Origin of the sequence: Leucobacter allii (assembly GCF_022919155.1) — a bacterium.
Lineage (GTDB): Bacteria > Actinomycetota > Actinomycetes > Actinomycetales > Microbacteriaceae > Leucobacter > Leucobacter allii.
Map to the genome: position 1 here is coordinate 961342 of NZ_CP095045.1, position 13563 is coordinate 974904.

General features: G+C 67.0%; 15 protein-coding genes. 4 read left to right on the forward strand and 11 right to left on the reverse strand.

Features of this window, described 5'->3' with window-relative positions; translation table 11 throughout:
- The first annotated feature begins 107 nt into the window (after positions 1 to 107).
- The 4 genes from MUN78_RS04340 (at position 108) to MUN78_RS04355 (ending at position 2185) form a co-directional block, all read left to right on the forward strand.
- Positions 108 to 383: a hypothetical protein gene (locus MUN78_RS04340; protein ID WP_244693367.1), complete on the forward strand. Its 276-nt coding sequence runs from the start codon at positions 108 to 110 to the stop codon at positions 381 to 383.
- A gap of 607 nt (positions 384 to 990) precedes the next feature.
- Positions 991 to 1296, forward strand: a complete 306-nt coding sequence (locus MUN78_RS04345) for a hypothetical protein (protein WP_244729038.1) — start codon at positions 991 to 993, stop codon at positions 1294 to 1296.
- Entirely contained in the window at positions 1293 to 1505 is a 213-nt protein-coding gene (locus MUN78_RS04350; RefSeq protein ID WP_244729041.1) for an SHOCT domain-containing protein, read from the forward strand. The genes MUN78_RS04345 and MUN78_RS04350 overlap by 4 nt, the downstream gene beginning before the upstream one ends.
- A gap of 38 nt (positions 1506 to 1543) precedes the next feature.
- The gene (locus tag MUN78_RS04355) at positions 1544 to 2185 is read left to right on the forward strand and encodes an SOS response-associated peptidase family protein (RefSeq protein WP_244729043.1); all 642 of its coding nucleotides are present in this window, start codon (positions 1544 to 1546) and stop codon (positions 2183 to 2185) included.
- Positions 2186 to 2246: 61 nt separating this feature from the next.
- Here the strand turns inward: MUN78_RS04355 and MUN78_RS04360 are convergent, their stop codons facing one another.
- The 11 genes from MUN78_RS04360 to MUN78_RS04410 all read right to left on the reverse strand — a co-directional run bounded on the left by MUN78_RS04360 (position 2247) and on the right by MUN78_RS04410 (position 13561).
- Positions 2247 to 3317, reverse strand: a complete 1071-nt coding sequence (locus MUN78_RS04360) for a P63C domain-containing protein (RefSeq protein WP_244729045.1) — start codon at positions 3315 to 3317, stop codon at positions 2247 to 2249.
- Between the two features lie 235 nt (positions 3318 to 3552).
- Entirely contained in the window at positions 3553 to 3852 is a 300-nt protein-coding gene (locus tag MUN78_RS04365) for a hypothetical protein (protein ID WP_244729047.1), read from the reverse strand.
- Positions 3849 to 4238: a DUF2746 domain-containing protein gene (locus tag MUN78_RS04370; protein ID WP_244729049.1), complete on the reverse strand. Its 390-nt coding sequence runs from the start codon at positions 4236 to 4238 to the stop codon at positions 3849 to 3851. The genes MUN78_RS04365 and MUN78_RS04370 overlap by 4 nt, the downstream gene beginning before the upstream one ends.
- Entirely contained in the window at positions 4235 to 5122 is an 888-nt protein-coding gene (locus tag MUN78_RS04375) for a M23 family metallopeptidase (protein WP_244729051.1), read from the reverse strand. Before MUN78_RS04375 ends, MUN78_RS04370 begins: the two co-directional genes overlap by 4 nt.
- A 19-nt stretch (positions 5123 to 5141) precedes the next feature.
- Positions 5142 to 6149 carry a hypothetical protein gene (locus MUN78_RS04380; RefSeq protein ID WP_244729052.1) on the reverse strand — a complete coding sequence of 336 codons (1008 nt, stop codon included), beginning with the start codon at positions 6147 to 6149 and terminating at the stop codon, positions 5142 to 5144.
- A complete protein-coding gene (locus MUN78_RS04385) occupies positions 6146 to 7255 on the reverse strand; it encodes a collagen-like domain-containing protein (protein WP_244729054.1) in 1110 nt (369 codons plus the stop codon). Before MUN78_RS04385 ends, MUN78_RS04380 begins: the two co-directional genes overlap by 4 nt.
- A complete protein-coding gene (locus tag MUN78_RS04390; protein ID WP_244729056.1) occupies positions 7256 to 7684 on the reverse strand; it encodes a hypothetical protein in 429 nt (142 codons plus the stop codon).
- On the reverse strand, positions 7681 to 8655 hold the full coding sequence (locus tag MUN78_RS04395) for a hypothetical protein (RefSeq protein WP_244729058.1): 975 nt from the start codon (positions 8653 to 8655) through the stop codon (positions 7681 to 7683). The genes MUN78_RS04390 and MUN78_RS04395 overlap by 4 nt, the downstream gene beginning before the upstream one ends.
- Positions 8652 to 9716 (reverse strand): hypothetical protein, encoded by a 1065-nt coding sequence (locus MUN78_RS04400; protein WP_244729060.1) that lies wholly within the window; start codon positions 9714 to 9716, stop codon positions 8652 to 8654. The genes MUN78_RS04395 and MUN78_RS04400 overlap by 4 nt, the downstream gene beginning before the upstream one ends.
- A 9-nt stretch (positions 9717 to 9725) precedes the next feature.
- Positions 9726 to 10472, reverse strand: a complete 747-nt coding sequence (locus MUN78_RS04405; RefSeq protein ID WP_244729062.1) for a hypothetical protein — start codon at positions 10470 to 10472, stop codon at positions 9726 to 9728.
- Entirely contained in the window at positions 10472 to 13561 is a 3090-nt protein-coding gene (locus MUN78_RS04410; RefSeq protein ID WP_244729064.1) for a phage tail tape measure protein, read from the reverse strand. Before MUN78_RS04410 ends, MUN78_RS04405 begins: the two co-directional genes overlap by 1 nt.
- Positions 13562 to 13563: the final 2 nt, after the last annotated feature.

Here is a 13563-nt window from a genome sequence, read left to right on the forward strand (position 1 = left end):
TGAGCGCTATGCCGTACAGGCCCGAGCCCGCCGCCCCGGCCGACACGCACCGACCGGCGCCCCGCCCGACGGGACCCGTGCGTCGCCGCAGCGGATATCCTGGGTGCATGCTCCGCGCCACGATCCGTCCCGTCGAAACCACGCAGCTGGAGGTTAAGGGGGAGGGGCTCGAGAGCGTGCGCGCGCAGCTCGCCGACGCCACGCCGGAGGGCTTCCGGCTCGTGCTCGCCCCGGTCTCGATGGCGAAGGGCGAGACGGCGATCACGGCGACCGGCACCTACGCCCGCCGCGACGGCCTCCGCGAGATCGAGGCCGAGACGATGGCGGAACTCCGGGCGCAGGTGCCCGAGGGATGGCAGATGCTCGGGGTCGTGCGCCTCTGAACCGGGATCCTGCGGGCGACCTCGTCCGCAAGCCGTCCACCGGTCTGCGCGGCTGCTGCGCGGCTGCACCGGAACGGCCCGCGATCCCTTATGTTCCTGGGGGGGGAGTCGGACCGCTGACGGTCCCCCCACTGGGATTCGAACCCAGACTGCGTCGATCCACCGGACGTGAACTTCCGCATGATCTAGCCAATTCGGGATACCTCGGGATGATTCTGCCGAGGTGGGCTTGGTTCCGTGGTTGATCAGGGATTTTGAGGCCCGCTCCTCGGCCTGAGTGGGGATAGTTCGGCAACGCTCGGGATGTCATGCTGTCTGAATGCTGTCTGCCCGCTGCTTCCGTTTCGGCGTTCGAGTGCGCAGACTGATCCCATGCCCCCGACGTCGTGGATCTGCATCGCGTGCGGTGGCCCCGCCGAGAGGATCGGGGGCACCGTGCGCTGCAGCGATCCCGGGTGCGGGGTGGTCAGGATCCTGCCAGCGCTCCCTGAGAAGCTCCCCTGGGAGTGAGTGATGTCAGCCGCCGGACGTACCATGTTCGAACACAGATTCGAACGGAGGTCGGCGGGTGCCAAGCTATCGAGCAGGCGGAAGCGTACGGAAGCGGATGCCCTACATCCAGATTGAGACCGATCTCTGGGCCGTCATGCGCGACCCGGAAGAGCACCCAGTGGCGATGATCCAGTGCATCATGGACCGGCAGCAGCTCTCCAAGTACCTCGTCCTCACCTGGCACCCCGAACCCCACAGGCGTCGGCTCGTCGCCATGTACGACAGCATCGAGGAGGCCAACAGTTCCGTCAGGTGGCCGACGAACCACCAGACCGGCCGCCACAATCACAGAGGCCCGGGCTCACCGCACGAGAATAATCGAGGTCGAGAACAGCAAGTCGCGAACGGAGGCGCCGCTTGAGCATCCGGGAGGGGCAATCGATCGGCGGCAATTCGTCAAGGTTCGACGCGTCGGCTGCCGAGGAAACTCTGCACGAACTCGAAGAGCAGTATGCCGCCGGCGAGATCGAGACGCACGCATACCTCGAGAAGAAGCGAAGCCTGGTCAGGCTGTTCGTAAAGGCAACGACGAACCCGCGCCGTCGGCACCGCGACGATTACGACGGGTAGCTCTACCGTGCCGCAGCCGCGCGGCGTACGCTGCCGGTATGTGCGCGTCATATGGTCTCGACGGCAGCGGCCGCCGCATCCCCATGCCTGACGACCTCCCGCCGATGAGCGAGCAGGGGCCACAGCAGTTGCTCGCTGAGTGGGCGGCCGCGTGGGGCGGGAAGGCGAACACGAGCCGGACGAGGAAGGACGGCCGGACGAATCTGAACCCCATCATCTGGCAGGATGCCGACGGCGAGCGCCGGCTCGATCTGGCCTGGTGGTGGTTGCACGTCGGAGGGCAGCCCGCGAAGTACACCGCGTTCAACTCCCGGGATGACGCGTTGATGTCGAAGTGGAGGAAGCCCTTCCAGCACCGGGCCATCCTCCCCGCCAACTGGTATGCCGAGGGCGGTAAGATCTGGCGGCTTCCCGACGGCGAGCTCTTCGGCATGGCCGCGATCATGGCGCCGCGCACCGTCGGCAATGAGACGACGATCTCCTACTCGCTCGTGACCCGCGCCGGCGTCGGCGAGGCCGCGACAGTCATCACCTCCCGCGGCGACTCGCGGATGCCGCTCGTGCTGCCGCGCGACATGCACGACGACTGGCTCGACCCCGAGCGCCCGGGCGACGCCGAGCTCGTCACCCAGGTGCAGCACGGCTCCGACGAGATCTCTCGCGCGCTCACCGCGGCGTAAACGCGCGAAAAGCCCCCTCCCGGACCCGGAGGTCTGGGAGGGGGCGGAATGCGTGCCTTGGTCAACTGGTGACTTCGGTGAGCCAGTCGTCCTCGAAGAGTGTCACCACGCCGTCGTTGTCATTGACGTTCACTCGTAGGACTCTCCGCTCGGAAACCTTCGGGAAGCGCCTCGCGAAGAGTTCCTTGAACTGGTCAAGGTCCTCGCTGACCTGGAGCAATGTGGTGACGGCCATAATCTGCTTGTCCAGATGCTCGTTGCCGGTATCAACTGTCAAATGCTGATGGTGCTTACGCGGACGGTTCCCGCTCTCATTCCTCGGATTGACGCGCTGCAGTTCATCGAGAACACCATCGGGGAGAGGCTCATAGATGTACTGGTTGATCAGTTTCCCGATGTACTGAGGGTGTCTCGTCTTGCCCTCGCGATACTCCCAGCCGTAGAGGCGGTAGATCTCCCTGAAGAACTCCTGGGGGAACACCTGGACCCACGGTCGGAAGGACTCGGAGACGTACTTCTTAAGAAGGTTCTGCAACTCATCACGCGCGCGGACTTCCTGGTAGCCGGTAGCTTCATCTACCAGGGCCTGGATGCCGACCTGAGCCAGGCTCCGCATCAGGAGTTCTGCGGCCTGGGCGATTGCCAGCTGGGAGTCCTTCAATGCACCAGCCGAACGAGCTGCCAGGTAGACCTCACACACCATCGGCAACGCGTCAGCGCGGTAGCCCGTGCTGACGAAGCGTTGTCCGGGCAGGCGGTACCGAATCGGCTCGAGCCGTTCGAGCGTGGCTGGGGTGATGAAATCATCAAGATTCCCTGCGCTGATGAAGGGCGCTCGCCTTGCCGCGTCGCCCGATTTGCGTCCTCCCATCGATGGAGCTCGCCCGAGTGCAGAAAGGACGGTGCCTTGTGACAGGACGCGGGTGGAGTCAGGGAGGACTGCGCAGTCGATGCGGCTATCTCCGATGGCAAGGACTCCGGTGTACTGAGCTTGGGGGATGGACGAGTCCCACCGGGTTTCTGCGGCGCGGCGGGCGATCTCTCGACGCTGTTCGGGGGTGAGCTTTCGCGCTCGCGCCTTCCCGCCCTCGCTGGGGTCGAAGAGTCCGGGGTTTTCTTCTGCACCTGACATGCGGCCTCCTGCCGTAACTTATGCTTGCCGGTAAGCATAGCACGAGGTTTCAAGGCTTCGCTCGCCTGGATATTTCCCGATATTACGGCGATCTTGTGCGACAAATCCCACTTTTGCTCGCCACGCCTGCAAGCATCTGCATGCAGGCGCGAAGGGCTAATGCTTGCTTAGACGCGAAAAGCCCCCTCCCGGACCCGAAGGTCTGGGAGGGGGCAGAACGTGCGCTGCGCGGCCATTACTCGGCGGCGTGCTCGGGGTCGTAGGTCGGGCGTGCGGAGGATCCGAGCATCCACTTCTCGATGTGGGGCCAGCGATCACCGAACCACTGCGCCGCCTTCTGATAGGCGAGCACGGCGGCCGCGGTGATGGCCGCGGTTACGAGCGCGAGCGCCGACGCGCCAGCGAGGCCGGCCTCGAGGAAGACGCCATCGATCCAGTCGATGACGGCGGCGATCGCGGGGACGGCCGCGACGAGGCGAAGCAGCAGCACGCCGACGAGCGCGGCGATATAGGTACGGACGGACTGGATGTTCACGGGGTCTCCTTCGGGTTCAGGGTGTCTTCGATAGTTCGCACGCGGCGGTTGAACTCTTGGCGCAGGTCGCGCAGGTCGGCGCCGTCTTCGATGTCGCGGCGATCGAGCCGGCCGATGTCTCGTCGTACTCCGCGGAGGTCGGAGGCGAGACCCTCGACGTTCTTGCCGAGTTGCATCAGGCCGTCGGCGATTCGGTCGAGGTCGTCGCGGAGGTTCGTGCCGTGGCTGTTCTGCACCTGCTCGCGCACGACCTCGAGCTTCTCCGAGACGTGGGCGTCGCGACGCTTCTGCCGCCGGTTCTGCAAGAGCAGGAAGATGCCGCCGACGACAGCGACCGCGACACCGGAGGCCGCGGTGATGAGGGCGACGACGACCGCCTCCGTCATGCGGGTCTCGCGTATCCGCGGTACTCGACGCGCTCGATCGTCGAGACCCCGGCGCCGGCCTGGGTCTGCACGAGCACGCGGAGCCGCTGCCCCGCCTCGAGCGGGCACGCCCCCGACACCTGCAGGCCGGCCAGCCCGGCCGAATCGACGATGCCGCGCGACTGGCCGATGCGTTGCGTCCGGGTCACCTTGTCGGCCACGACCGTCTCGCGCACGAGCGTGACCTCGACCCGGGACTCCGGCTCTCCGGCGAGACGCACATCGGCCGTGATCGACACGACATCGCCGGGCGGCCAGGCGAGCGTCACGTCGCCCGCATCGTTGATCTGGACGCGCGTCAGCGTGTTCTCGCGGATCTTCTGCGGGGCGGTGCGCTTCGACTGGCCGGCGAAGTGCTGCATGGTGTCCTCCCAAGGTGGTGGCGGTGGTGGTGGGGGTGGCGCATCGGCCGTAGCGCGCGGATGCAGGTGGAGGTCGGGGTCGACGAACTGGCCACCGATGAGCACCTCGAAGTGCAGGTGAGCGCCCGTCGCGGCGCCGGTGCTGCCGACGTGCCCGACCACCGACTCGGTGGTGACGTACTCGCCGAGGCTGCGCCACGAGCGCGCCTGCTTGTGCGCGTACCGGGTAGAGATGCCGGAGCCGTGGTCGAGCTCGATCATCCAGCCGCCCGCGCCGGCGCCGCTCGCGAACGCATCCCACCAGATCCGGGATACCGTTCCCGGCGCCGCAGCGTAGATCGGCGTGCCTTCGGGTGCCGCGATGTCGCGCCCGGAGTGCAGTTGCTCACCGACGACCAGTTGTCCCGCCGCGTTGTAGACCGGGTCGCGCCAACCGAAGGCGTCCGTGAGCACGCCTTCGACCGGCATCTGCAGGTAGACCATCGAGTCCTCCTCGGTGTCGTTAGGCGATGGGGGCGGTGCAAGACACCGGGAACTCGTACCGATACCCGTGGATCGACTTCACCCAGCGGCGCCGGATCAGATCGCGCCACCGCACGATCACCGTCCCCGGCGCGTAGGTGACCACGGTCGCGATGAACGGCGACTCGAACGGGTAGCTGAGGGGCTCCCCGCCTGCCGCGCTCATGGCGCCGCCCCACGCGGGCCCGTTGATACCGGCGATCGTGCGGTCGCCGATCGTGAGCGGCTTCACGTGATCCGGGGACCGGAATGGGTTCGCGTGGTAGTGGCCGCTCAGAATGCCGACGAGGTTCGGGGAGGTCGACGCGATCTGCGTGATCGCGGCCGACGTCGCCCCGTCGAGGTAGTAGGAGGACCCGTACTGCTGCTGCGGCGGATAGTGCACCATCAGCCACGTGGGCCGGCCCGTCGCGAGCCGCCGGCGCAGGTACCCGAGCGCCGTCGTCTGGTCGAGCGGATCCGCACTGTTGTCGGTGAGCGCGAAGCCGCGGCCTGGCTTGAACTGGGGGCGCTCGTCCGCGGCCGCGGCGGCCGGGGACAGCCACTCGGCGAGGGTCATCGACTCCTGAGAGAGGGCGACGACTTGCAGGCCCGCCGCCGCGGTCTCGCCAGCGGGTGCGTGCGAGTACTTCGGCAGGCCGCCCATGGCCGCCTGCCACGCGGCGATGCCCCGTGCCTCGTGCGTCGCGGCGTTCGCGTAGTCGTGGTTCCCGGTCGTGACGAGGTAGGAGGCGTGCGAGCGGTCGCGCGCCTGCAGCCACGCGAGCGCCTCCGGATCCTCCGCGGGCAGTGTCGGGGACGAGTAGTTGATGTTGTCGCCGGCGAGCCCGACGACCGTGGCGAAGCTAGCGAGCCAGTCGACGTCGATGCCGCACATGCGATGCTGCGACTCCGTCAGGAAGTCCGTGGATGCCGTGACGCGTCCGGCGTGGCCGTCGGTGAGGAGCACGACCGACTGCCCCTCCCGACGACCCGGGGTGATCGTCATCGGACCGGCCTCCACTGAATCGTGACCGTCACCGGAAAGAGGATCTTCGCCGTGCCCGTGAAGCTGAACAGCAGCGAGAGGACACGGCCGGCCGGGACGATGCGGTCCGCCGCGGCACCCCAGGTGCCCGCCGACATGTCCCACGGCTTCGCCCGGTCCGCGCTCGTGAGTGCTTCCTGTTGGCTGGTCTTCTGCACTACGTTCACTGCCGCATCGGACGCGCGCAGGCGGTGGAACACGCGTGCGGTCATCACGTTGGTGGAGCCGAAGAGATCGATCGCGTTCGCGAAGACGAGGCTCACTCCGACGATCTCCATGTCCTGCGGGGCGACCAGCAGCGGATACCACTGCGTTGCTGCGAGCTCGAACGCTCCCGTCCACGTCGCCGACACGGTGCCGGTCGCGATGAGGTCCTGCGTGAGCGCCGTCTGCGCCTCGAGGAGCTCGATATCGCCCGCGAGCGTCGCATGCTTGGTGTCGACGTAGCGGCGGTTCGCCGCGTCGGTCGCGACCAGCGGATCCCCGATGCCGGGGAGCTGCCCCGACGTGCCGCGCACCGGCACGGTGTCATTCGTCGCGGTCTGGCTCTTCCCGACCTGGGTAGCCGGCACCCGGCCGCCGACGAGATCGGCCTTCCCCGCGAGGCCGGTCGCCTGCTGCTGGGCGAGGTGGATCGCGACCGCGGAGGAAGGATCCTGCACGACCTGCGCGATACCGTCCGCGAAGCCCGGGCGGGCGAGGCTATCCGGGGCGGCGAGGTTCGCCCCGATCGCCTCCGCGGTCGGGATCGCATTCACCCCCGGCGCACCGCGCGGCACCTTGAAGTGCACGTGGACGAGCTCGCCCTCCTGCGACATGATCACCGCGGCCTGCTCCTCCGCCGGCACGCTCTCGGCCGACGCCGACGACGCGACCCCGGGAGGGCCCTGCGGGCCGCGCTCGCCCTGCGGGATCCCGAGATGCATGTGCACGTCCTCGGTGCCCGTGAGCGTGGCCTCCGCGGGCGATCCCGGCGGGAGCGTCGCCGCGCTTACCGACGACACCGTGCCGGCGGGCCCCTTCTCCCCTCGGGGCCCCTTGATGTTGTCCGTTGCAATCCAGGCCATTTACTCCACCCACTCTCGTACGTCACCCGTGGTCGGGTGAATCCAATAGATGCCCGTGCGCTGCACGGGCGGGGGCTCGGTGCCCCACCAGACGCGTGTGATGATCTGGTCAGTCATGTCGGCGATGAGGCCGCCGCCGATTGCCGCGGTGAAATCCCACTGCGCCCAGCCCCGGACGATGCCGGCGGCGTCGAGCCATTCGCATCGGAGCGAGTAGCGGGTCGGCGGGGTGAGGTCTGCGGAGGCGACGAGCGCGACGTCGAACGACCCGCCCGTGCTCACCGGGATGGGCACCTGACGTGCGGCGTGGACGCCCCCGTCTGGTCCGAAGGCATCCTGCAGGGGCGACACCCAGAGGCGTGGTTTCGCCGTCGGGAACGGTGCGGCGCCGAAGTCGGCCAGCGTCCCGCTGTACGTGTAGACGGTCATGGGGTCTCCTCCCGTTGGGGTCCGAAGACCGGTTCCTCGACGACGAACTCTCCGCCGTGCTCTTCACGGCGCTCAGCCTTCACGAGCCACGACACCTCGCGGCCGGGATCGCCATAGACCTTGAACGTGCCGTTCACGATGGGGTCAGCGCCGGTAAGGAACGGCCTCCCGACCGGGGTGATCTGGATGCCGCGGTTCTCGGGCTTGTTCAGCGCCTCGAAGTACTCCGGCAGTTCCACAACCGCTTCCCCGGCGCTGTCCAGCGTCTCCGTCCCCCAGTACTCCGTGCCCGACACGGGCGACTCGGTCGACCCATGACGGAGGAAATGATCAGGGCGAGTGGGGTGCGGGATCTTGAAGTTCTTCGAGCCGGTGACATCGAGGTTCACGGTCTCGATCGCTGCAGCCCGCAGGCTAATCGTCTGGGTGAGGGCAGCAGCGATGTTCACGAGCGGACCGCCGATGGTGATCCCACTGGATGAGGCGATGCTTCCGCCGCTCGTACCGTCGATGATCATGTTGCCGGCGCGAATCCTGCCGCCGACGACATCGAGCAGAGCGGCGAGGGTCGTCGTCCCAGCGATCCGCATCGTGTTCGAGAACTCCGCGGCCCCGGACACGTCGAGCGTGCCCTTGATCTGGCCATTGCCGCGCAGATCCCAGGGGCCCGTCCAGATGAGCGTGCCCGCGCCGGTGATGTTGCCGGGGATCTGTCCTGCCCCGCGCAGCGCCCACGGCCCCGTCCAGTCGAGCGTGCCCGACCCTTCCAGCAGGCCGGTGACGCGCTGAGTGCCGGTGACGACCCACCAGCCCTCCACCTTCCCGGAGCCCTGCACGAGCAACGACTCGTTCCCCGAGAACCGGGACCGTCCCTCGGACACGGACGAGTAGCCCATGGGCTGCGTCACCTCGAGGATGTGGACGCGACGCTGCAGCTCGGCGAGGAGACGTTCGAGATCGAAAGCGCTCACGCGGGCATCACCTCCGGTTTCAGGACTCGGCTCCCATCACCGGAGACGCCGGTGACGACGAGATCGCGGGACATGTCCGCGAGGAACGGGTCGCCGCGGGTCTCGAGCGCGATGCGTGCGCCGGGCTTGAGGAGCGCGGGATTCCAGGTATCGTCCGCGACGAGGTCGAACGACCACACCACCGCCGCGGAGGAGTGCTCGGCGAGGTCCTTCTCCGCCATCTGCGTGAGGGCGGCAGCCTCGGCGACGTCCTTCGCGGATCTGGCGGCGTCCCGCACTGGCACGTTGCCAGGGGAGACCTTCGCTTCCCCGTACCGCATGTCCGCCTCGGACCCCTTGCCCATGTAGAAGACACCCGTCAGCTGCTCCGTACCGTCGAGCTCGACCTCGAGATCCGTGACCGGGGAGTCCCGGGCGGTGACGACGAACTCGAGCCGTTCGCCTGGCAGGGTCGGAGTGCCCACGCGGGTCGCCCACCGCAGACGCCCTTCGCTGTCGTAGTACGGGTCGAAGTCGACGGCGGCGCCACGCTTCTCGACGCGCTGCAACAGGTCCTCGATCGTGGCCCACTCCCACGCCTTCGACGTCAGCGATCGGGTCGCGGTGCCGTCGGCAGGGAGATCGATGGGGAGCCGCCAGTGCTCCTGCCAGTGGTAGACGGCACGGTAGATGATGTCGCGCACCAGGCCGGAAAACGTCTTCCCGGACGACGAGAAGTCGCCGACGGGGTAGCCGCCCACGCCGAAGGTGAGCCGTTGGGCCATGAGGGCCCGGATGTCGGCGTGCTTCAACCTCACGGTGCCGTCCTTGCGGCGATACCGGACGTTGAGGATCATCCCCGCATAGAGCGGGACGCCGGCCCAGGCGACGACGATGCAGCGCTCGTTCGGGGTGGCGATGTTCCTGATCCACTCCCGCGGCATCGGGTTCTCAGCATCCAGCAGCTGGAGGACATGCTCGCCGGAGCCCCCGCCCGGGGTGCGCCCCCACCGGCCGGAGGACGGCGCTACGGACATGATGCGGTTCCCCGTGATCGTGTCGTGGATGGTGTACGACCACACGATGACCTCCTACAGGTAGGTGTCGGCGACGGAGACCGTCATCACGCCGGACGAGATCGTCATCGGTGCGGGCCTGCCTGCAGGTATGCCCCACACGTCCATGGACGAGGTCGCGCCGAGCTGCGCGACGCCGTTGCGTTCGACGCGGCCGGTGCTGAAATCGATGCGATGCGTCTGCGATGCTGTGAGCGTCTGCGTGATGCCCACGACCCGGCCGTCGGGGCCGGTCACGGTGTACGGTGCCGTGTGTGGCCCGGCCACCTCGACGACCGGCGCCGCGATCGCGTTGCCGTAGTGATGGACGTCCACTTCGGTTCCGGTGAAAGACTGCACGGCACCGTACCTGCGGGGATCCGCCGCGCGGAGCGTCAGCCGGTACTTCGCGGTTCTCCCGAGCACGAGCCGATCCACCTCGGTACCGTCCGACAGGCGAACGTACGTCCAGGTGGGGCCGAGCGGGGACTCGATGGTCAAGAGCTCGCGGCCGCCGTCGGCGCAGACGCCGAGCAGCGCGTTGATGGCCTCGTCCTGCTCCATGTCGGAGCGCGTGTTGACGAGGCCCTGAATACTCACGACACGTGCCTCCCGGAACACCGGGAGGTCGTAGTCGCCGTGCGCGTTCTGCCGCTCGACGGCGTCCCGCTTCACGCCCACGCCTTCGAACCAGCCGCGGAGGCCGTCGTTGTGGATCGTGAAGCGGGACCGTTGGGCGATGTCCATGCCGTTGAGCTCGAGCCCGCCGATTCGGGCCCGCATCACAGCCCCCGCAGCCGGTAGGCGATGCGGGCTTCCGCGATGCGTGCGATCTCGTCCTCGGACTGCCCAGGGGCGCCGTAGATGTTGGTCTGCATGCTCACCGCCGTTCCTGCTGATGGGGCGTAAGAGTGGGACGCCGAAGGCGCTGAGGACGCTCCGCCGGTGACCCCGCCATCCGCAAAGCGCGGCACGCCACGCAGTGCGGAAGCCGGGACGACTGGGAATCCAAGGCGGTTCAGTGACTCGAGGGCGATGTCGATGTTCCGACTCCGCGACCCGGACCGGCCCGAGATGTACGCCTCCCACGGAACGCCCATCTCCGCCTCTGCGAAGATGTGCGGGGTTCCGTCGATGCCGCGTTTCGGGATTCCGCCGACAACTGCGCGGTAGATGCCGGACACAAGCCCCCCGCTGGCGAAGTTCTGACCGTGGAGGCCATAGATTCCGCCGGCAAAGTTATACGCCGCGCCAACCTGACCACGAGGTGCTCCGGTCTGCTTCATGACCGTGGCGATGACGGTTTCCCTGTAGCCAGGAATGTTGTTCAGCGCATCGAGATGCGCCTGAAGTTCCTCCGCCGAGTTTCCACGGTTGACGAACAGACTCGTCCACTTTTCATTTGGTACGTCGTTCAGTGCCGAGGTGAAGGCCGCGACATCCGCTTGCGCCTTTGCGGTCTCCGCCATGATCTCCGTCTCATGGATATCGGGGATCTGGTAGACCTGATCAGCGAACTGCACCGCAGCGTCACGGTTCCCCGTGAGCGCGGTAATCTGGTCGATTAGGGCGTTTCGTCCCTCTTCGAGTCGGGCGCGGTAGTTGGCAGCGGCGTCCTCCGCGCTCAGCGTTGCCGACTCGACGTCGAACTGTGCCTGCGCGACGGCCTGCGAATCCTCGGCGAGGCCTGCGAACATATCGCGGTTCTTCGCGCCCTCAAGGGTGTTCGCATCCAGGGATGCCGAGAACCCATCCACTCCGGCCTGCGCATTGGCGATGTGCTCTTGCACGTCGGCGAGTGTCTGCTGGTAGGCGGCGTTCGCTTGCTCGCTGTCCTGCCCAATCCCATTCGCCCTCATCAGCGCATCGATAAGCCCCTGCAGGGCCTCGGCGGCTTCCGCTGCAGCGTCCCCTTGCTGCATGTACGCATCGGCGGCCGATGTCGCGCTCGAGGAACTGTCGCTGGCCGAAACGTCGACCTCTCCGAGCGCGAGAGCGAGCAACGATGCCTCGTCCGTTGCGATCCCCTGAGCGTTCGCGGCATCGAGCAGAGCCGATTTGAACTCGGGCATCTCATCAAGGGCGAGCCCAAGCTGTTCCCGGTTAAGCCCGGCGGCCTCTCCAAACGCTTCAAACTGGGACGCAGCCTCCGAGAGATCAGTGGACGCCATCGAGGCCAGAGAGCGGCCGAGCTCATTGACGTTCTCAATAGCCGACCGATCATCGAAGTTCTGCAGGAAGAACTTCGTGAAGCTGTTCGCGTAGCCTGCGTTCTCGTCGAGTACTGCGCCCAGATTGCTTACGCTCGATGCCATGTCGTAGACCCAAGCCACGTTGAGGCCCTTACCGGCCTCAGCTTGCATTGCTTCGAAGCCGTTCTTCCCCTGCTTGAGCGCGATCTCCATTTCCTGAGCAGAGACCTTGGACTCCTCCATTGCGCGGTTGAATCCCAACGTCGTTACCGTCGCAAGTCCAAGTGCGATGCCCCACGGACCACCCAGGAACGTGACAAGGGAGCCGAGGCCAGCCCTTGCCCTCGCGCCACTGAGGCCGAGCTCAGCGGCTGCCGTCTTGAACTCGTAGGCCTTGACCGTCGCAGTCATGAACGCGCCGCCGAGCAGCCCGACGCCGGCTACGAGTAGTGCTGCTCCCACCGTGGCCGATTGCAGAGGTGCGGGAAGCTCGTTGTAGGCGTCGACGGCCCTCGTAACGAGCTGCACCAGATCACGCAGGGCGTCGTTCGCTCCGGATCCGCTCTGGATAAATGCAGTGTCGAGTGCGCCGCCAAGAGCTTCGAGGTCGCCTTTCAGGTTGTCGAGTCGGGCGGCAGCAGTATCAGCTGCATACCCCTGGTCGCTGACGGCATCTTCCCATTCGCGGATCCCGTCCGCACCCTCCGAGTAGAGGACGGTCGCAGCGCGGATCGCGTCGCTACCGAAGATCGTCTTGAGCGCAGCCTGCTGCTGTTCCACAGACAGGTCCGAAAGTGCGCCCTGCAGCTGGCCAGCGAACTCCGCCAGGCCGATGAAGTTGCCCTGCGAGTCGTACGCCGAGATCCCGAGTTCTGCCATCGTGTCGGCGGCTGCCTGCGAGCTCGGCGTCAGCGATTGCAGCATGCTCTTGAACGACGTCCCCGCGTCGGAGCCGAGAAGACCCTGCGAAGCAAATGCGGCCAGGCCGGCCGTGGTCTCCTCGATCGACAGCCCGGTGGCGTTCGCGACCATCGCCGACTGGTTCATGGCTGCCGAGAGATCGGACACGTCACCCATCGCCTTGCCCGCGCCGGCGGCGAGAAGGTCAGCGACATGGGACATGTCCGAGCCCTCGAGGTTGAATGTCTTGAGTGCGGTGGCGGCAATGCCCGCAGCGTCAGCCACGCCGAGACCGCCAGCGGCCGCGAGATCGAGGGCCCCGTCGAGCCCGCCAGCGAGTATGTCGGCTGTGCTGACGCCCGCCTTCGCAAGCTCCTCGATCGCGTTCGCGGCCTCCGTCGCGGAGAAAACGGTCCGGGCCCCGGCATCGAGTGCGGCCTGCTCGAGCAGCTTCATGTTTGCCGCGGACTCGTGCGTCGCTGCGGACACGTTCGACATGGCCTGATCGAAGTTCGCCCACTTCGCGATCGCGACAGTTGCTGCGGCTCCTGCAGCGAGACCGACTTTCGTGAAGGCGGACCCCATCAGGGTGAGCTGCTGGGGGGTCTCCGTGGCGGCCTGCTTCACGCCCTGGAAGAAGGACGACGTCTGACCGGAAGCGGTCTTCGCTTCGTTGCCGGTGGCCTTGAGTTTCTGGCCGGCTTGGTCAAGGCCCCGATTGAACTCCTGCACGCCATCGAGAGTGAGGGCGGCGGAGAGGCGACCGACTTCGAAGCTCATGA